This window comes from Sulfitobacter sp. M22, from assembly GCF_021736025.1.
GTDB lineage: Bacteria > Pseudomonadota > Alphaproteobacteria > Rhodobacterales > Rhodobacteraceae > Sulfitobacter > Sulfitobacter litoralis.
On the sequence record NZ_WMEC01000001.1, the window covers coordinates 2,469,701 to 2,487,249 of the forward strand.

General features: G+C 55.4%; 20 protein-coding genes. 8 read left to right on the forward strand and 12 right to left on the reverse strand.

Annotated features, from left to right (window positions below; all coding sequences use genetic code 11):
• Positions 1–6 precede the first annotated feature (6 nt).
• From GLP52_RS12165 to GLP52_RS12190, 6 genes are all read right to left on the reverse strand, one after another.
• Positions 7–807 (reverse strand): ParA family protein, encoded by an 801-nt coding sequence (locus GLP52_RS12165; RefSeq protein ID WP_093732783.1) that lies wholly within the window; start codon positions 805–807, stop codon positions 7–9.
• A complete protein-coding gene (gene rsmG, locus GLP52_RS12170) occupies positions 800–1,405 on the reverse strand; it encodes a 16S rRNA (guanine(527)-N(7))-methyltransferase RsmG (protein ID WP_093732784.1) in 606 nt (201 codons plus the stop codon). Before rsmG ends, GLP52_RS12165 begins: the two co-directional genes overlap by 8 nt.
• Positions 1,405–3,267: a tRNA uridine-5-carboxymethylaminomethyl(34) synthesis enzyme MnmG gene (gene mnmG, locus GLP52_RS12175; protein ID WP_237273553.1), complete on the reverse strand. Its 1,863-nt coding sequence runs from the start codon at positions 3,265–3,267 to the stop codon at positions 1,405–1,407. The genes rsmG and mnmG overlap by 1 nt, the downstream gene beginning before the upstream one ends.
• A 14-nt stretch (positions 3,268–3,281) precedes the next feature.
• A complete protein-coding gene (gene mnmE, locus GLP52_RS12180; protein ID WP_237272530.1) occupies positions 3,282–4,568 on the reverse strand; it encodes a tRNA uridine-5-carboxymethylaminomethyl(34) synthesis GTPase MnmE in 1,287 nt (428 codons plus the stop codon).
• Between the two features lie 30 nt (positions 4,569–4,598).
• Positions 4,599–5,870, reverse strand: coding sequence for a transcription termination factor Rho (gene rho / locus GLP52_RS12185; RefSeq protein WP_093732787.1), 1,272 nt, complete (start codon positions 5,868–5,870; stop codon positions 4,599–4,601).
• 123 nt (positions 5,871–5,993) lie between these two features.
• Entirely contained in the window at positions 5,994–6,443 is a 450-nt protein-coding gene (locus GLP52_RS12190; protein ID WP_093732788.1) for a CopD family protein, read from the reverse strand.
• Between the two features lie 404 nt (positions 6,444–6,847).
• Here GLP52_RS12190 and GLP52_RS12195 point away from each other — a divergent pair, with 404 nt between their 5' ends.
• From GLP52_RS12195 to dnaQ, 4 genes are read left to right on the forward strand one after another with little or no spacing between them, the layout of a single operon-like run.
• The gene (locus GLP52_RS12195) at positions 6,848–7,447 is read left to right on the forward strand and encodes a Maf family protein (protein ID WP_237272531.1); all 600 of its coding nucleotides are present in this window, start codon (positions 6,848–6,850) and stop codon (positions 7,445–7,447) included.
• The gene (locus GLP52_RS12200; protein ID WP_237272532.1) at positions 7,444–8,277 is read left to right on the forward strand and encodes a shikimate dehydrogenase; all 834 of its coding nucleotides are present in this window, start codon (positions 7,444–7,446) and stop codon (positions 8,275–8,277) included. The genes GLP52_RS12195 and GLP52_RS12200 overlap by 4 nt, the downstream gene beginning before the upstream one ends.
• Complete coding sequence (gene coaE, locus GLP52_RS12205; protein ID WP_237272533.1) at positions 8,277–8,867, forward strand: dephospho-CoA kinase; 591 nt, start codon at positions 8,277–8,279, stop codon at positions 8,865–8,867. The genes GLP52_RS12200 and coaE overlap by 1 nt, the downstream gene beginning before the upstream one ends.
• Positions 8,860–9,546 (forward strand): DNA polymerase III subunit epsilon, encoded by a 687-nt coding sequence (gene dnaQ, locus GLP52_RS12210; protein WP_093732792.1) that lies wholly within the window; start codon positions 8,860–8,862, stop codon positions 9,544–9,546. The genes coaE and dnaQ overlap by 8 nt, the downstream gene beginning before the upstream one ends.
• Here dnaQ and secB read toward each other — a convergent pair.
• A complete protein-coding gene (gene secB / locus GLP52_RS12215) occupies positions 9,543–10,034 on the reverse strand; it encodes a protein-export chaperone SecB (protein ID WP_093732793.1) in 492 nt (163 codons plus the stop codon). The two genes, dnaQ and secB, sit on opposite strands and share 4 nt — an antisense overlap.
• 74 nt (positions 10,035–10,108) lie before the next feature.
• Positions 10,109–10,603 carry an FxsA family protein gene (locus GLP52_RS12220; protein WP_093732794.1) on the reverse strand — a complete coding sequence of 165 codons (495 nt, stop codon included), beginning with the start codon at positions 10,601–10,603 and terminating at the stop codon, positions 10,109–10,111.
• A 102-nt stretch (positions 10,604–10,705) separates the two neighbouring features.
• Here GLP52_RS12220 and GLP52_RS12225 point away from each other — a divergent pair, with 102 nt between their 5' ends.
• From GLP52_RS12225 to GLP52_RS12235, 3 genes are read left to right on the forward strand one after another with little or no spacing between them, the layout of a single operon-like run.
• On the forward strand, positions 10,706–11,365 hold the full coding sequence (locus GLP52_RS12225) for a Tim44/TimA family putative adaptor protein (RefSeq protein ID WP_237272534.1): 660 nt from the start codon (positions 10,706–10,708) through the stop codon (positions 11,363–11,365).
• A 38-nt stretch (positions 11,366–11,403) separates the two neighbouring features.
• A complete protein-coding gene (mltA, locus tag GLP52_RS12230; protein ID WP_237272535.1) occupies positions 11,404–12,399 on the forward strand; it encodes a murein transglycosylase A in 996 nt (331 codons plus the stop codon).
• Positions 12,396–12,995 carry a Smr/MutS family protein gene (locus GLP52_RS12235; RefSeq protein WP_093732797.1) on the forward strand — a complete coding sequence of 200 codons (600 nt, stop codon included), beginning with the start codon at positions 12,396–12,398 and terminating at the stop codon, positions 12,993–12,995. The genes mltA and GLP52_RS12235 overlap by 4 nt, the downstream gene beginning before the upstream one ends.
• Positions 12,996–13,001: 6 nt before the next feature.
• Here the strand turns inward: GLP52_RS12235 and GLP52_RS12240 are convergent, their stop codons facing one another.
• The 3 genes from GLP52_RS12240 to hslV are packed head-to-tail and all read right to left on the reverse strand — an operon-like array spanning position 13,002 to position 16,122.
• Positions 13,002–14,222, reverse strand: coding sequence for an MFS transporter (locus tag GLP52_RS12240; RefSeq protein WP_237273554.1), 1,221 nt, complete (start codon positions 14,220–14,222; stop codon positions 13,002–13,004).
• A 38-nt stretch (positions 14,223–14,260) separates the two neighbouring features.
• Positions 14,261–15,568, reverse strand: coding sequence for an ATP-dependent protease ATPase subunit HslU (hslU, locus tag GLP52_RS12245; protein ID WP_093732799.1), 1,308 nt, complete (start codon positions 15,566–15,568; stop codon positions 14,261–14,263).
• Positions 15,565–16,122 (reverse strand): ATP-dependent protease subunit HslV, encoded by a 558-nt coding sequence (gene hslV / locus GLP52_RS12250; protein WP_237272537.1) that lies wholly within the window; start codon positions 16,120–16,122, stop codon positions 15,565–15,567. The genes hslU and hslV overlap by 4 nt, the downstream gene beginning before the upstream one ends.
• 113 nt (positions 16,123–16,235) lie before the next feature.
• Here hslV and GLP52_RS12255 point away from each other — a divergent pair, with 113 nt between their 5' ends.
• Positions 16,236–17,162 (forward strand): phosphotransferase, encoded by a 927-nt coding sequence (locus GLP52_RS12255; protein WP_237273555.1) that lies wholly within the window; start codon positions 16,236–16,238, stop codon positions 17,160–17,162.
• 36 nt (positions 17,163–17,198) lie between these two features.
• On the opposite strand, the gene trxA is transcribed toward GLP52_RS12255, so the two are convergent.
• Entirely contained in the window at positions 17,199–17,519 is a 321-nt protein-coding gene (trxA, locus tag GLP52_RS12260) for a thioredoxin (protein WP_093732802.1), read from the reverse strand.
• Between the last annotated feature and the right edge of the window lie 30 nt (positions 17,520–17,549).

Sequence of the window (17,549 nt, forward strand, 5' to 3'; positions counted from 1 at the left end):
CCTTATTTATATAACACTATTTGCCAGTACTTCTTGCGCAAGATCGCGATATGCTTTCGCTCCCTTCGATCCACTGTCATAGCTCAAAACCGGCATCGCATAGCTCGGTGCCTCGCTAACACGGACATTCCGCGGAATCACAGTTTTATATACCAGCTCACCCAAATTGCTCCGGGCGTCCTGTTCAACCTGCTGAGACAGATTATTCCGCCGATCATACATCGTCAGAAGAACTCCCTCGATACGCAGGTCTTTATTTCCGTTCTGCCGCACCTCTCGAATTGTAAGCATCAGCTGCGAGAGACCTTCCAAAGCAAAAAATTCGCTTTGTAGTGGCACCAGAACTGAATGCGCCGCAATCATCGCGTTCACTGTCAGCAAGTTCAGCGATGGGGGGCAGTCGATCAATATATAGTCAAATGCGTAGCTGTCCATTTGGGTCTGACGCAAAGCATCATGCAAAAGAAAGCTGCGCTTCTCATTGGAGATAAGCTCCATATCTGCCGAGCTCAGGTCAACCGTCGCAGCAACGATATGCAAACCCTTCGTCTCGGTCGACATGATAACCTGGTCTAGATCAATATCTTCGAGCAATAATTCGTAAGTTGTGAATTCTCTATCATCAAGCTCGATGCCCAAACCCGTCGATGCATTCCCCTGCGGGTCTAAGTCTATCACAAGAACACGTTGCTTTTGCTCGACCAATGCGGCAGCCAAATTAATCGTCGTTGTGGTTTTGCCCACCCCACCCTTCTGGTTCGCAATTGCGATAATCTTTGGTCCTGATGGCCGAGACAGGTCAGACATGTTTGATTTCCTTGATCTTAAGGATTGCGGCAGCGCTGTTCGTCTTACTCGGGATCGCCTCGCAGGTATAGGCCCACTTCAATTTTGCCACGCTATGCTCTTCACGCCAATTTCCGCCCTTCGGAAAGAGTGCAGTTCCAGATGGGCTCATATGAAGGCTCGCAAATCCCATGAGGGTAGATAGATCGGCGAGTGCCCGTGCGCTAAGCACATCTGCAGACAATGGCTCGATGGACTCAATCCGATGATTTACCACCAGCGCGCTGAGATTAAGTTCGCGAATGGCCGTGCGCAGAAATACACACTTTCTCTGATCGCTCTCGACTAGGGTGAATCTGGTATCTCTTCCCTCTTGCTCTGCCATTAGGGCAAGTATTATTGCAGGGAAGCCGCCCCCACTGCCTAAATCGACCCAATGGTCCGCCTTTGGTGCGTGGGCATAAAGCTGCATAGAATCCCGAATATGCCGATCCCACAGTTCGGAGACGCTAGACTTGGAAACGAGATTAATCTTCGCCGTCCATTTTTCTACGAGATCTGAAAAAAGCTCGAGCTTTTTTAATGTTTCACGTGAAACATCGCCCTCTGGTACCGTCATTATGCTGACTTCTTTCGGCTGTCACGTTTGAGATGTGACAGTAGCAGCGTCAGAGCAGATGGAGTCATGCCATCAATTCGGGCTGCTTGGGACAGATTTCCTGGCCGAGAAATCGATAGTTTCGATTTGAGTTCGTTCGACAGGCCATCAATTGAATTATAGTCGAACTCAGTTGGAATAATATGTGCTTCGTCCTTCCGTAAAAGGTCTATATCCCTTTTTTGGCGCACAATATAATGTGCGTACAGTGCGTCCCGCTCGACCTGACGCCGAATTTCCGGCTCGATGATCTCAAGCTCCGGGTTGATCTTAATGAGATGTTCGAACGTCACATCTGGAAAAGCTAAAAGTTCGAATCCTGTTCGCTTTGACCCATCCTGGCTTACCTTAATCCCAGCAGCCTCTATAGCCTTTGAGGCATAAGCATCTTTGGTAAGTATCGCCATAGCGTCATCGATTTTAGACATCTTGGCCTGAAAGCGCTCAATCCGCTTCGTACCAGCCACACCCAGTGCGATGGCAATCGGCGTCAACCTTTGGTCGGCATTATCTGCGCGAAGCGAAAGACGGAACTCAGCGCGCGATGTAAACATCCGATAAGGTTCGGTTACGCCCCGCGTTGTAAGATCATCGATCATTACGCCGATGTAGCTTTCTGACCGGCTAAAAGTAATTGCTTCCTTACCTTGTGCCAGCAGTCCCGCATTCAATCCTGCGACCAAACCTTGAGCTGCAGCCTCTTCGTACCCCGTCGTGCCGTTAATCTGGCCCGCCAAAAAAAGTCCCGGTACGCTTCGCACGGAAAGCGTGAGATCGAGGGCCCGGGGGTCTACGTAGTCGTATTCAATCGCATAACCAGGCTGAATGATCTCAACCCGCTCTAATCCAACCATAGAACGCACATATTCAAGCTGCACTTCCTCGGGTAAAGATGTAGAAATACCGTTCGGATAAATGGTGTGATCGTCGGCGCCCTCGGGCTCTAGAAAAACCTGGTGCGAGGTTTTATCCGCAAACCTTACCACCTTATCTTCAATTGAGGGGCAATAGCGCGGTCCAACACCGTCAATATGACCGCCATACATCGCAGAACGCGTCAGATTGTTGCGAATAATGTCGTGCGTTTTCTCATTAGTATGCGTGATACCGCAGGAAATTTGACTTGCCGATGTCGCTTCAGACAAAAACGAAAAAAGTACTGGCTCTGCATCCCCCGGCTGCGATTCAAGTTTCTCCCAGTCAATGGTTCGCCCATCTAGCCGTGGTGGCGTTCCGGTCTTCAATCGTCCAAGAGGTAAGTCAAATGAATCGATCCGGTTTGCAAGGTCGACTGAAGCTCTGTCGCCCATACGACCCCCAGATCGTGCTCTATCACCGATATGAATAACGCCGCGAAGGAACGTGCCTGTTGTCAAAACAACCGCCGCTGCGGAGATTTCCATCCCATCGGACAGTATAGCACCGGCTACGCTGCCTTTTTTAACGATAAAGTCGGTGACTTCGCCCTCAATTATCTCGAGATTGGCTCGCTGTTCGGTCTCTGAAAGCATTTCGCGACGATATATAGCACGGTCTGCCTGGGCGCGCGGCCCTTGTACGGCTGGGCCCTTGCGGCGATTTAGAAGGCGAAATTGAATGCCGGCCTTATCTGCGACACGGCCCATTACGCCATCCATCGCATCAATTTCACGCACAAGATGACCTTTACCCAATCCGCCTATTGCGGGATTGCAGGACATCACCCCGATTCCATCGCGCGACATTGTTATCAAAGCGGTACTTGCACCTAATCGAGCTGACGCATGCGCAGCCTCGGCCCCGGCATGTCCCCCACCGATAACAATGACATCAAAATGTTTCACGTGAAACACTCCATCTATTTACCCAAGCAAAAGCTTGAAAAGATTACATCTAGCAAGTTCTCAACGTCAATCCGACCAACCAATGCCTCAAGCGCGCGAATCGAATGGCGCAACTCTTCTGACGCTATATCATATTGATCAGGTCCATGATCCAGAACCAACATCGCAGTTGCCAAACCTTCGGCTGATTTTTGCAACGCAACACGATGACGTTCATGTGTTGCCAAACCAGCATTTAAGCTACGAATACTTAGAACTTCTTGAATTCTATTAATAAGTTGCTTTACGCCCTGCCCAGTAACACCTGAAATTGCGCCCTCTGGATTCTCCAACAGATCCGCTTTTGGTCGCAGAATGATATCATCGGGCATAACGGAGACCGGAAGCTCTTCGTATTTATCAACTAAAAAGACCCGAAGGTCGGCCTGTTCAGCGCGGATCTTAGCACGGTCAATTCCGATTGCTTCGACTTCGTCGGCGCCCTCTCGTAGGCCGGCAGTATCAAGGAGTGTGACGGGCAATCCGCCTAGATCCATTCGGACCTCAATGATATCACGCGTTGTGCCAGCTACAGCCGAGGTGATCGCTGCGTCGCGGCCCGCCAGAGAATTTAATAAAGTCGATTTGCCAGCATTCGGCCGGCCGATAATAGCGACTTCGAACCCCGTTCTGATCCGTTCGGCACTGTGAGTACCTGCGATTTCCTTTAAAATATCGGAATTTACCGCAGTAAGAAGCGTATTCACTTCAGGCGAAACGTCCACAGGGACATCCTCGTCAGCGAAATCGATGGTGACTTCAAGCAGAGCAGCAGCGCGTATTAGTTTTTCGCGCCAGCTGTCAACTTTGTGGCCCAAGTGACCGGACAAGACGCGCAAAGCTTGTTTGCGCTGCGCCTCAGTCTCAGCCTCGATCAAATCCCCCAAGCCTTCGACCTGAGTAAGATCAAGTTTACCGTTCTCCATCGCTCGACGCGTAAATTCTCCAGGTTCCGCGAGGCGAGCATTATCGAAACCGGAGAGTAATCGTAGCACAGCCCGCACGACCGCAATACTGCCGTGGAGGTGCAACTCTACCGTGTCTTCGCCAGTAAAACTGTTAGGCCCCTCAAACGAGAGCACTAATGCACGATCGAGGATTTGCCCTTCGGCGTCGCGAACTGCGCGAACCGCAGCCAACCGCACTGCCGGCAACGGCGATGCGATCGTATTTGCGATTAAAAAAGCCTGCGGGCCCGAGATACGAATGACGCAAACACCGGCCCGCCCCTGCGCTGTGGCTTGGGCGAATATCGTATCCATATCATATAACCCACTGAATTAAGTGAATATTTAGCTGTTCATCGAGTCGAAGAAATCGGAATTTGACTTCGTTTGCTTCAATTTTCCGATCAGGAATTCGATTGCATCCGTGGTACCCATCGGGTTCAGGATACGACGCAAGACAAAGGTCTTTTGGAGATCAGTTTTATCAACCAACAGATCTTCTTTTCGTGTGCCGGACTTGAGGATATCCATCGCAGGGAAGACGCGTTTGTCTGCGATCTTGCGATCGAGGACGATTTCGGAGTTACCGGTCCCTTTGAATTCCTCAAAGATGACTTCGTCCATGCGGCTGCCGGTGTCGATCAGGGCGGTCGCGATAATGGTCAGCGACCCACCCTCTTCGATATTACGCGCGGCGCCAAAGAATCGTTTAGGACGTTGTAGCGCATTCGCATCAACCCCACCGGTCAGGACTTTACCCGATGATGGTACAACAGTGTTAAAGGCGCGGCCCAAACGGGTGATCGAGTCTAGCAAGATTACGACGTCGCGCTTGTGTTCAACGAGACGTTTTGCCTTTTCAATGACCATTTCGGACACGGCAACGTGACGGGTTGCAGGCTCGTCGAAAGTCGAGGAGACGACCTCCCCTTTGACACTACGCTGCATATCAGTGACTTCTTCGGGACGTTCATCGATCAGCAAAACGATCAAATAGCACTCTGGGTGGTTCTTTTCGATCGAATTGGCGATATTTTGCAGCAGAACGGTTTTACCAGTCCGTGGCGGCGCCACGATCAAACAACGTTGGCCTTTACCAATGGGCGACACCAGATCGATGATACGTGCCGAGCGGTCCTTGATCGTCGGATCATCCACCTCCATCGTGAGACGTTCGTCGGGATAGAGCGGCGTAAGGTTTTCAAATGCAACCTTGTGCCGTGCTTTTTCGGGCGCCTCAAAGTTGATTTTGGTCACTTCAGTCAGTGCAAAGTAACGTTCGGTATCATCCGGCGCCTTGATCAAACCTTCGATCGTGTCCCCCGTGCGCAGCGAATGCTGGCGGATCATCTCGGGCGAAACATAAATATCATCGGGGCCTGGCAGGTAGTTTGCCTCGGGCGAGCGCAGGAACCCGAAGCCGTCCTGCAATACTTCCAGCACACCATCGCCAGAGATTTCCCACCCTTCATCCGCGCGTTCGCGCAGGATCTGGAACATCATCTCGCCTTTACGCATCGTAGATGCGTTTTCGATCTCAAGCTCTTCGGCCATCGCCAAAAGATTCTTAGGCGTCTGCGCCTTTAGATCGGCAAGGTTAAGTGTTTCAGTTGTCATGGAAATATCCTGTTCCGGTCCCGGAATACGGGCGGGTCGTGTCATAAAAATGGGCAGATTAATACAAACCCCGGACGGGGTGCAGCAAACACATACTCAGATTTGCCGGTTTCGTCAATCAGCTTAGAATTTCACGACGACCGAGAACACTATGATGATCATCAGCAGCGTCGGTACTTCGTTCATGATCCGGTAACGTTTACCGCTTAGGCTGTTCTCACCGGCTGCAAAGGCCCGCACACGCCCGACAAGCCACCCGTGAAAGCCCGTCATCGCAAACACGCTGGCGCCCTTCGTCCACGGCCAGACAGCGGCCCAATCAACGATGCCGGGCGTCAGAACCAGCGCCAGCCCAAAGATCCACGTGCCGATCATCGCAGGACGCATGATGACTGTGGCCAGCTTGTACTCCATCATTTTGAAAAGATCATGGGTTTGGCCAGTTTGGCCTACCTGCTCTGTATGATGCACGAGAAGGCGCGGCAGATAAAATAGCGCTGCCATCCACGAAATGACCGAAATGATATGAAGCGATTTTACCCAAGGATAGGCGATGGCAAGCAGGTCGGTCATGTCAGACTCCGGTTTGGGCCTTCTTACTAATATAAATAAGAAAAGAAGAAAGATGATGATGTAAGTAGGGAGACCATTTTCTGTGGATTACTGTTTTGTACCTCGATTTATCCACCTGTGTACTTCGTAAATCCTCTGACAGTGATAAGTCACAGGATGTCAAATTAAAATTATTATTTTCAGTGGGTTATTCGAAAAAAAATCGGGGGATAAACTGTGTAGGTCTGTGGATAAGCTTGGGATTAACTCCGTTCAGGGGAATTCGGATTTATCCTTATGCCTGCCCGTATAAAACGGGAAATTCCGGCTGGAGGGCATGGGTTTTCCCGACGGTTTTGCGGACCCTCGCCATTCGGGGGAAAAATCCCTAAGAACTTCCTAGCGTCGCACACAGGTTTATCCCCATGCCCCAACGTCTCATTCTCGCCTCCGGCTCGTCGATCCGGTCACAGTTGCTGCAACAGGCTTGCGTCCCTCACGAGGTGAGCGTCGCCCAAATTGATGAACAAATGATTAAGATGGCCCTGCTGTCAGAGCAGGCGCCCCCACGCGACATCGCCGATACACTGGCAGAGATGAAAGCCCGCAAGGTCAGCGACAAGACCCCCGGCGCGCTGGTACTAGGCTGCGATCAAGTGCTCGACCATCGCGGCACGCTGCTGTCGAAACCCGCCACGCCCGACGAAGCGATCGCGCAGCTGAAATCCCTGCGGGGTGATCGCCATAGTTTGTTGTCCGCTGCGGTTATCGTCGAAGACGGCAAACCGATCTGGCGCCATGTGGGTCAGGTGCGCTTGCGGATGCGCGATGCTTCGGATGACTATATACACGACTACGTCGCGCGAAACTGGGACAGTATTAGCCACGCGGTTGGAGCCTATAAGCTGGAGGAAGAAGGCGTCAGGCTGTTCAGCGGCATTGAAGGGGATTACTTTAATGTCCTAGGGTTACCCCTGCTTGAATTGTTGAATTATCTGACGCTACGGGGGGATCTATCCGCATGAGCTTGGCAAAAATACCGCTAGCAGGTGTGATCGGGTCGCCGATTGCCCATTCAAAATCCCCACAGATCCATGGCCATTGGCTGAAAACGCATGGCCTGCAGGGGGCCTATATCCCGCTACACGTCGAACCCGACGATTTGCGCCAAACGCTTGAGGTGATGCCGAAAATGGGGTTCGTTGGGGCCAATGTCACGATCCCTCATAAGGAAGCTGTGATCGAGATCGCGGACATCATAACGGATCGTGCTGCGATGATTGGTGCGGTGAACACGATTACCTTTCGCGCCGATGGAAAAATCCAGGGCGATAATACGGACGGCTACGGGTTTATTGAAAACCTGAAAGCCGGTGCACCGGATTGGGTGCCATCGTCTGGCCCCGCATGCGTGTTTGGCGCCGGTGGCGCTGCGCGGGCCGTGATCTGGTCGTTGCTGGATGCGGGCGTGCCTGAAATTCTGCTTTCTAACCGCACCCGAGAGCGGGCCGAGCGCTTACGCTCGGTGTTTGGAAACCGGGTGACCGTCTATGATTGGTCGCAGGCTGGCACGATGGTGGGCCATGCCGCTTTGGTGGTGAACACCACGTCGCTTGGGATGATCGGCAAGTCAGAGCTGCGCGTGCCGCTGAGCGGGCTGCGCGCAGACACGGTCGTTACGGATCTCGTCTATGCGCCGCTAAAGACAAGCCTATTGGCGGCGGCCGAAGCGGCGGGATGCGTCACTGTTGATGGTTTAGGCATGCTTTTGCATCAGGCGGTGCCGGGGTTCGAACGGTGGTTTGGCGCGCGTCCTATCGTGGATCACGAAACACGCTTGGCGGCGTTGCGCTGATGTTTCTACTGGGTCTGACCGGGTCGATCGGCATGGGGAAATCGACCACCGCAAAAATGTTCGCTGAACTGGGCTGTGCCGTTTGGGACGCCGATGCCGCTGTGCATCGTCTTTATGCCAAAGAGGGCGCCGCAGTTGCTGCCTTTCAAAAGGAGTTGCCCGTTGCCGTCGTCGCGGGCGAAGTATCACGACCCGCGCTGAAAAACTTGATTGATGCGGACTCGACCGTATTGAAAAAGATCGAAGCCATTGTGCACCCGCTGGTTGGCGAAGATCGCGCGGCTTTTCTGGCCGATACCAAGGCAGAGATTGTTGTGCTTGATATCCCGTTGATTTTTGAAACCGGCGGCAACAAACGCATGGATGCGGTTGCCTGCGTTACCGTTTCGGCGGAAATCCAGCAAAGGCGGGTGATGGAACGCGGCACAATGACGCTTGAACAGTTCGAAAACATGCGCGCCAAACAGATGCCAAACGATGAAAAATGCGCTTTGGCCGACTATGTGATTGAAACAGACACCCTGCCCCATGCCCGCGCGCAGGTGCAGGCCGTTATCGACGATATCAAAGGAAAGCTGTCCCATGCGTGAGATTGTGCTGGATACGGAAACCACCGGATTCGACCCTCAAAGCGGCGATAGGATCGTAGAAATCGGCGCGGTTGAACTGATCGGGCATGTGGCGACGGGCAATACCTATCACCAGTATATCAATCCCGAGCGCAGCATGCCCGCCGAGGCATTCGAGGTGCACGGGCTAGGCGACGAGTTCCTGCGCGATAAACCCAAGTTTGCGCAGATCGGGCAGGAATTTCTGGATTTCATCGGCGATTCAAAGCTGGTGATCCACAATGCGGCCTTTGACATCAAATTCCTGAATGCTGAACTCAAGTGGATGGGCCTGCCCCAGATCCCATGGGAACAGGCGCTGGATACGCTTGCCATCGCACGCAAACGCTTTCCTGGGTCGCCGGCGTCGCTGGATGCGCTCTGCCGTCGTTTCGGCATCGACAACGCATCGCGCACGCTGCACGGGGCTTTGCTTGATAGTGAAATTCTCGCGGAGGTGTATCTTGAACTGATTGGCGGGCGGCAGCCTGATTTCGGTCTGTCGACCAAGCCAGAGCGCAAAGAAGGTGATACCACCCCTGACTGGACACCCAAACCGCGCCCGACGCCCCTGCCCTCGCGGATTACCCCGCAAGAGACTGCCGCCCATACCGAATTTGTCGATAAACTGGGCGACAGCGCTGTGTGGAAGACGCTTTAGGCGTCTGCTTTTTGTGTATTCTCGGTCTGACGGCGCGCGATTTCGTTGCGATACAGCGCGACAAAGTCGATGTTTTCGAGGTTCAGCGGCGGGAAGCCACCGTCGCGGGTCACATCGCTTACAACACGGCGCAGGAACGGGAAAATCATCCGTGGGCATTCGATCAGCAAGAACGGGTGCATCTGATCTTCTGGCACGTTTTCGACGTGGAAAATCCCGACATAGTCGATTTCAAGCAAGAACAGCGTCGCGTCGCCGCCTTTGGCCTTTGATGTCACCTTGAGCTTGATCGCGGATTCATACTGGTTGTCAGCAGACCGCTTTTTCGCATCCAGATTGACCTGAACCTGCACGTCTGGCTGCACATCCGTTGGCGCGCCTTTTTGTGCCATGATGTTTTCAAACGACATATCGCGGATGAATTGACCCAGAATGCGCATCTGCGGCTGTGCGGCTTGGGTCGGTTGTGTTGCTTCTTCTTCAGCCATTCAAAGGCTCCTTAAGACAATAAACTCATTTCGTAAGGGTTATCAGATCGCTTGGTCGCGCTCAATGGCCCGCCTTAATGGTCCGTCCAACCCGACGGGCGCTTGGGCCCGCGGTCCTGCTCTGACAGCTCGTGATATTCTCCGTCAATCACATCGCCCTGCATCGGACGATGGGGCTGCGGGCGCCGTGGCCCTGTGGTGCCGCCCATTTGAACGCCAGAAACCTTAACCTTGCTCCGGACCGCTTTGAAGGCTGCTGTGCGCACGCCTGGGACCAAAAGGGCAAAGCCGATAGCATCAGTGAAAAAACCCGGTGTCAGCAGCAGGGCGCCAGCAAACAGGATCATCGCGCCATGCACCAGCGGTTCGGTCGGGTCGCGGACTTCAGACAGGGAGGATTTGATCTGGCCAAGCGCCAGGGCCCCCTGTGCACGCATCAAATACGTCCCGATGATTGCTGTCGTCACAACAATCGCCAAGGTCCAGCCGAGGCCAATCGCCCCACCCACTTGAATGAACAACGTTATTTCTATCAGCGGTACGGCAATAAAAGCTAAAAACAGCCACATGGCAGGCGTCCTTTCCTATGGGCCAGAGTGGACTTGGCCCTGTTCACACCCTACATAGGGGCACTAGACCGACGTTTCCATGTTTCTTAGCACGAGGTACCTATGAATTCGCCCATGATACAGCTTCTGGTACTGGCCGCTATTGCCGTGTTCCTGATCCTGCGGCTCAAGAATGTGCTTGGCACACGCACCGGTTTTGAAAAGCCGGCCGAGGTCAGCGAGAAACCCGAACGCCCCAGCGGCCCCGCGTTCGAAGTCATCGAAGGTGGCCCTGATCTGGATATTACCGATCACGCGCCCGAAGGGTCCGACACTGCGCTCGCTCTGGCCGAGATGAAGCGGATCGAGCCGTCCTTCGGGGTCAGCGACTTTTTGGGCGGCGCCCGCGGTGCCTATGAGATGATCGTGATGGGCTACGAACACGGTAATCTGGACGAAATCAAACCCTTCCTGTCGGAAGAGATCTACGAAAGCTTTGTTGAAGGCGTCGCTGCACGCGAAGATCAAGGCCTGACCGTGGAAAGCCACTTTATCGGCATCCGCGAAATGGAGCTTGAGAGCGCCACGATGGACAAAACCACTAACGAGGCGGAGCTGACGATCCGTTTCGTGGCCGAACTGACGTCGGTCGTGAAAGACAGAGACGGTGAAGTCGTCGAAGGCAGCACGACAGAGGTCAATCGTCAAAAAGACACTTGGGTGTTTGCCCGTGTCATGGGCTCGGATGATCCAAATTGGCTGCTTGTTTCTACAGACGGTTAAAAGGTGCCTGTGCGGGTGCATTTCTGTGGGCGGGCCTGATGGCACCGCCCGCTTCTGCGACCGATGTGTCCTATAGCATCCTGTCGTTTGACCAGCTTGACGGCTGGCAAACCGACGACCATGCCGCAGCGTTGCGCACCTTTGTAAACACCTGCGGCGATATGAAGAGGGTGGATTGGCGCAATATCTGCGCCTATGCCAAGTCCGATCCCGACCCGCGCCAGTTCTTTGAACTGCTGTTCCGGCCCGTGTTGATCGAAGACGGTGCCGAGGCGATGTTCACCGGCTATTTCGAACCCGAACTTGATGGTGATCTCTACCCGTCTGACCGCTATCGCTATCCGGTATATGCCATGCCGCCAGAGGCAAAAGAGAATAACCCATGGCTGCCGCGCCGCGATATTCTGGACACCGATGTGATGAAGGGGCGCGGCCTTGAAATCGCCTATGTCGACGACCCGGTCGAACTTTTCTTTCTTCAAATTCAAGGGTCTGGCCGGATCAAATTGCCCGACGGCAGCTATCGGCGTGTGGGCTATCGTGGTGCGAACGGCCACCCGTACCGGTCGATCGGCGTCGAACTGGTACGCCGTGGTGTCTATGATCCGCATCAGGTCAGCGCCGAGGTGATCAAGAATTGGGTCCGCCGGAACCCCGAAGACGGGCGCGAACTGCTGTACCACAATCCGTCCTATGTGTTTTTCCGCGAGGTCAGTCAGGTACCTGCCGACCAAGGGCCGCTTGGCGCGATGAACCGGTCCGTGACAACCCTGCGCACCATCGCCGTTGACCCCAAATTTGTACCTCTCGGGGCGCCTGTCTGGATCGAAAAACAGGGCAAGGAACCCATGCACCGCTTGATGATCGCGCAAGATACCGGGTCGGCGATCAAGGGCGCGCAGCGGGCGGATGTGTTCTTTGGCACTGGTGACGAGGCAGGCCGTGCGGCCGGAAAGCTGCGCGACCCTGGCCGGATGATGGTCCTGATGCCGATCCAGCGGGCTTACGCCCTTCTGCCGGAGCCGCTGCTATGACCCGAAAACGCTTGAACAAGGATGATCTTTCCCTTTGGAAAAAGGTGGCAGAGCGGACAGAGAAGCTCGACGTTGACAAGCTGTTCCGCGCCGAAATCGACGGCGCCGCTGCTCTCAAGGGCCCTGCCCCGACGCCGCCGCAGATCCGCAAGACGACCTCTGTCCTGCTGGGCAAGCCCAATCCCAAACCACGGCGCAACACGCATGATCTGGTGCCTTCGTTGCCTGAACAAATGCGCCAGTCGCCGGTTCAGATGGATTCAAAAGCCTTCGGCAAGCTCAAGCGCGGCAAGATGCGCCCCGAAGGGCGGATCGACCTGCACGGCATGACGCTGGACCGCGCCCATCCTGCCCTGACCAAATTCATCCTCGGGTCTCACGCTAAGGGGCGGCGCCTTGTGTTGGTGATCACCGGCAAGGGCAAGATGCGCGACGAAGGCGGCCCGATCCCCGTGCGCCACGGCGTGCTGCGCCATCAGGTGCCGCAATGGCTGTCGATGCCGCCGCTCTCGTCTGCGGTGTTGCAGGTCAGCCAGGCGCACATTAGCCACGGCGGCGGCGGCGCCTACTACGTTTACCTGCGTCGCCACCGGTAACGATCCCTAGGGGGTTACCAACCGCTTGCGATACAGCAGTACGCCGGCGGTCGCCATGATCGCTGCGATGACATAATAAATTGCGATCGGGATCATCTGCTGTGGAAAATCAACGCCCAGATCAATGAAAAGCCCCGTCACGCCCGGCCCAATGGCCGATCCAAAGACCATCAGCGCGGCCCCCACGGCCTTGATCGACCCGATATAGCGTTTGCCATAAAATTCGGCCCAGAACACAGAGGTCGCAGTCGCCTGCATGCCCTGCCCCACGCCAAAGATCATCAACCCCACACCCGCCATTGCGATGGTATCGGCAAAGGCCAGAACCGCGAATGACACGGCAAAAGGCAGCATCTGCACAGGTGTCACCCGCGTCACGCCGAACCGGTCAATGGCCCAGCCCGACACAAAGGTGGCGATCACTGATGTCACTGTATAAAGCGGCATCAGCGCGACAAAGCTGACCAGTGTCCAGCCTTTCACCTCTGTCAGGTGGACTTGCTGAAAGAACAGCGCCGTGCCCCACGCGGCAGGCCCGATGACCAAGGGGATCATCAGCCAGAACAGCCCGTGCCGGAACATCTGCATCCGTGTCCAGTGCTGCCCGTCCATCCCCGCCGATTGCGTGCTTTGCGCCATGGATTGCGGTGTGCGTTCTTGCTGCAGCAATAGCAGCATGACAGGCATGGTGATCACCACCAGTACAGCTGCCAGCACCCAGAGGCTGCGCCAGTGGAAACTGGCAAACAGGGCGACGAACACAACGGGCAAGATCGCCTGACCCGCTGCAAACCCCATTGACGACAGGGACAAGGCCTTGCCGCGTGCGGCCTCGAACCAGCGGACCATGGCAACGGCACTCAGCTGGGACATCATCCCCTGACCCGACAACCGCAGCGCATAGATGACAAAGATCAGCGCGATCCAGTTCGGCACGGCAGCCATCGCCAGACAGGCCCCCGCCAACGCGACCATCACCCAGAACGACAAACGGCGTACCCGAAACCTGTCAGTAAGCACACCGGCCCAGACCATCGTGATCGCCGAGAGCGTCGTGCCGATGGTATAGATCCCGCCCCATTGACCGTCAGACAGGCCAAAGCTGCCCTTAATCTCGCCTGCGAAAAGCGAGATGAAATAGGTTTGCCCATAGGCCGACGTGAATGTCAGTAGGAAACCCGCCAACAAGAACACCCAATTGGCGCGGATAAATCTGAAGTATGCCATGCGCCATCCTTCTCAGGCGCATGGCATATTGAAAAGCCCTAAAGAACGTAGCGCGACAGATCGGTGGATCGCGTCAGCTCGCCCAGATTCTTTTCGACGAAGTCGCCGTCGACGGTGATCTTTTCGCCGGTGCGATCCGGTGCGCTGAACGACAGCTCTTCAAAGACGCGCTCCATCACGGTGTACAGGCGCCGTGCCCCGATGTTTTCGATGGACTGGTTCACATCGGCCGCAATCTTGGCCAGTGCCTTGATGCCTTCGTCGGTGAACGTGACCTCGACTTCTTCGGTGCCCATCAGCGCGGTATATTGCAGCGTCAGCGCGTTATCGGTTTCGGTCAGGATGCGAACGAAATCATCTTCCGTCAGCGCACGCAGTTCAACTCGGATCGGCAAACGACCCTGTAGTTCGGGCAACAGATCCGACGGTTTGGCAATGTGGAAGGCACCCGAGGCGATAAACAGGATATGATCCGTTTTCACCGGCCCGTGTTTGGTCGATACGGTAGTGCCTTCGATCAGGGGCAGCAGGTCGCGCTGCACGCCTTCACGGCTGACATCGCCGCCACGCGCATCAGAGCGGGCGCACACCTTGTCGATCTCGTCCAGAAACACGATGCCGTTCTGCTCCACAGACTCGATTGCCGCGCGGTTGACGGTTTCGTCATCCAGCAGCTTGTCGGCCTCTTCGCTGATCAGCACCTCGTAACTTTCGGACACCGAAAGACGCTTCTTGACCGTCCGACCGCCCATGGCTTTGCCAAACAGGTCGCCAATGTTCATCATCCCCATGCCACCGCCGGGTTGCCCGGGGATATCCATGGTGGGAAACGGGCTAGAGGTGTCGGCGACTTCAAGTTCGATCATCGTGTCGTCCAGCTCGCCCGCTTTCAGCTTTTTGCGGAACATGTCACGGGTGCCTTCGCGGGCATCTTTGCCAGCAATCGCGTCCACCACGCGTTCTTCGGCGGCCTTATGGGCGCTGACCTTTACGTCTTCGCGCATGTGTTCGCGGGTCATCACAATGGCACTATCGATCAGATCGCGAATGATCTGTTCGACATCGCGCCCGACATAGCCGACTTCGGTGAACTTTGTAGCTTCCACCTTGAGGAACGGCGCGCGCGCCAGTTTTGCCAAGCGGCGGCTGATTTCGGTTTTACCGACGCCGGTAGGCCCGATCATCAGGATGTTTTTGGGGTATACTTCGTCGCGCAGATCATCGCCCAACTGCTTGCGGCGCCAGCGGTTGCGCAGGGCCACGGCCACGGCGCGTTTGGCGTCGTTCTGGCCGATGATAAAACGATCAAGTTCGGATACGATTTCGCGGGGGGTAAGATCGGTCATTGTGAGATTTTCTCCACCGTGAGGTTGCCATTGGTATAAACACAGATGTCAGACGCGATCTTCATCGCGTCGCGTGCGACGGTTTCGGCGTCGCGGTCGCTGTCCATCATGCCGCGCGCGGCGGCCAGTGCATAATTCCCGCCCGATCCGATGGCCGCGACAGAATGTTCAGGCTCCAGCACGTCACCCGCGCCAGTGATCACCAGCAGTTCACGCCCGTCTGACACGATCAGCATCGCTTCGAGCTTTTGCAAGTATTTGTCGGTGCGCCAGTCCTTGGCAAGCTCGACACTGGCCCGGGCCAACTGCCCCGGCGTGGCTTCCAGCTTGGCTTCAAGCCGTTCCAGCAGCGTGAAAGCATCAGCGGTCGATCCGGCAAAGCCCGCCACAACGTCAAACCCGCCGGGGCTGAGACGGCGCACCTTGCGCGCGGTTCCTTTGATCACGGTCTGGCCAAGGCTAACCTGACCGTCGCCCGCGATCACGACTTCGCCGTCTTTCTTCACACCGATGATGGTGGTCCCGTGCCAGCCGGGGAATTCTTGCTTTGACATGTAGCCTCCATAGTTCAAACCTATATGAAAACCCCGCCGCTGTTTCGCAAGGCTATTGTCCGGAAAGGATTTGAATGCCACCGGTAGACGACCTTAAAGTCGAGGCTTTTCAAATGTTTGGCAGATTGGCCGCAAAGGCAGGTCTTGCGGCAGAAACCTATGTTTGTGGCGCGGAGTGGATCAAGCACGATCAGAACCAACGCCAGATCGTGCAGCGGTATGACGGGCGCGATAGTGCTGCAGTTGTATTAAAATACGTGGCACGCCCTGCGGATACCGACGGGTTCACCGCGATGCTGGGGGCGCATCAGGCGGCCTGTGACGCGCTGGACGCGATACCCGCCTATACGGTGCCGCAGATATTAGCGGCGGATAGCGAGGCGCAGGCCTATCTGATGCGTTTTGCCAAGGGCGACACGTTTCTGGACCTGTGTCGCCAGACAGACGATCACGCGCCCTTGCTGCGCCGTGCGGGTGGCTGGCTGGCGGCGTTTCACGGGGCCACGGTGCAGGGCACACGCCCGTTCCAGCCGCACTTTATGGTCAATCACCTGCAGCGGTTGGTGGCGCGTGTCGAAAGTGGCCAGCGTCGCATCAATGGCAAGCAGCGCTTTGCAGCTTATGTGGACCGTATTGCCGATTATGCACCGCAAGCCCAAGGGCACGCGGGCAGCATCGCGGCCAAACATGGTGATCTTAACGGGCTTAATCTGGTGATGTCAGTGGATGAAACTGCTGCGTTCGACTTTTCAGCGACCACACCATCGCCTGTGGGATATGACATCGCGCGATTGCTGCAAAGCTATACCCAGATGGCAGGTGACCTTGACGCATTGCCCAAGGGATACGCCGTACCCGCCGCCGCATGGGAGGCATTTTTCCAAGGATACACCCTTGTGCCGCCCGATGATCCCACGGTGCAATTTCTAACGCGGGTGCAAATTTTAACCGACTGGAACCGCATTCAGGAACATGCCTCGCTCGCCAATGTGATGCGGTTCGAGCGGATCAAAAAAATAGCGCGCCAAGCTTTTGCCTGACGCGCCAAATAATGTGCTTGCTGCAGGTGTGGCAGCTTAGATCGACTCTTCGATCCAGCCTTGCAGTGCCGCCTTTGGGCGGGCGCCGGCCAGGTTCGATACGACTTCGCCGTTCTTGAAGATGAACAGGGCAGGGATGCCACGCACACCCATCTGGGCAGGGCTGTTCGGGTTCTCGTCAACGTTGACTTTGACGATCTTTACCTTGCCATCCATCTCGGCGGAGAGTTCCTCCAGCGCGGGGCCGATTTGCTTACAGGGGCCGCACCATTCAGCCCAGAAATCCACCACGACGGGGATATCGGAATTCTTAACTTCTGCGTCGAATGTTGCGTCTGTGACTGCGACGGTTGCCATTTTGCTGCTCCTGCACGGGGGTTGGTTAGA

Coding starts and splice junctions, on each gene's coding strand:
- GLP52_RS12165 (WP_093732783.1), bottom strand. CDS start 807: ATGTCTGACCTGTCTCGGCCATCAGGACCAAAGATTATCGCAATTGCG.
- rsmG (WP_093732784.1), bottom strand. CDS start 1,405: ATGACGGTACCAGAGGGCGATGTTTCACGTGAAACATTAAAAAAGCTC.
- mnmE (WP_237272530.1), bottom strand. CDS start 4,568: ATGGATACGATATTCGCCCAAGCCACAGCGCAGGGGCGGGCCGGTGTT.
- rho (WP_093732787.1), bottom strand. CDS start 5,870: ATGACAACTGAAACACTTAACCTTGCCGATCTAAAGGCGCAGACGCCT.
- GLP52_RS12190 (WP_093732788.1), bottom strand. CDS start 6,443: ATGACCGACCTGCTTGCCATCGCCTATCCTTGGGTAAAATCGCTTCAT.
- GLP52_RS12195 (WP_237272531.1), top strand. CDS start 6,848: ATGCCCCAACGTCTCATTCTCGCCTCCGGCTCGTCGATCCGGTCACAG.
- GLP52_RS12200 (WP_237272532.1), top strand. CDS start 7,444: ATGAGCTTGGCAAAAATACCGCTAGCAGGTGTGATCGGGTCGCCGATT.
- coaE (WP_237272533.1), top strand. CDS start 8,277: ATGTTTCTACTGGGTCTGACCGGGTCGATCGGCATGGGGAAATCGACC.
- dnaQ (WP_093732792.1), top strand. CDS start 8,860: ATGCGTGAGATTGTGCTGGATACGGAAACCACCGGATTCGACCCTCAA.
- secB (WP_093732793.1), bottom strand. CDS start 10,034: ATGGCTGAAGAAGAAGCAACACAACCGACCCAAGCCGCACAGCCGCAG.
- GLP52_RS12220 (WP_093732794.1), bottom strand. CDS start 10,603: ATGTGGCTGTTTTTAGCTTTTATTGCCGTACCGCTGATAGAAATAACG.
- GLP52_RS12225 (WP_237272534.1), top strand. CDS start 10,706: ATGAATTCGCCCATGATACAGCTTCTGGTACTGGCCGCTATTGCCGTG.
- mltA (WP_237272535.1), top strand. CDS start 11,404: ATGGCACCGCCCGCTTCTGCGACCGATGTGTCCTATAGCATCCTGTCG.
- GLP52_RS12235 (WP_093732797.1), top strand. CDS start 12,396: ATGACCCGAAAACGCTTGAACAAGGATGATCTTTCCCTTTGGAAAAAG.
- GLP52_RS12240 (WP_237273554.1), bottom strand. CDS start 14,222: ATGGCATACTTCAGATTTATCCGCGCCAATTGGGTGTTCTTGTTGGCG.
- hslU (WP_093732799.1), bottom strand. CDS start 15,568: ATGACCGATCTTACCCCCCGCGAAATCGTATCCGAACTTGATCGTTTT.
- hslV (WP_237272537.1), bottom strand. CDS start 16,122: ATGTCAAAGCAAGAATTCCCCGGCTGGCACGGGACCACCATCATCGGT.
- GLP52_RS12255 (WP_237273555.1), top strand. CDS start 16,236: ATGTTTGGCAGATTGGCCGCAAAGGCAGGTCTTGCGGCAGAAACCTAT.
- trxA (WP_093732802.1), bottom strand. CDS start 17,519: ATGGCAACCGTCGCAGTCACAGACGCAACATTCGACGCAGAAGTTAAG.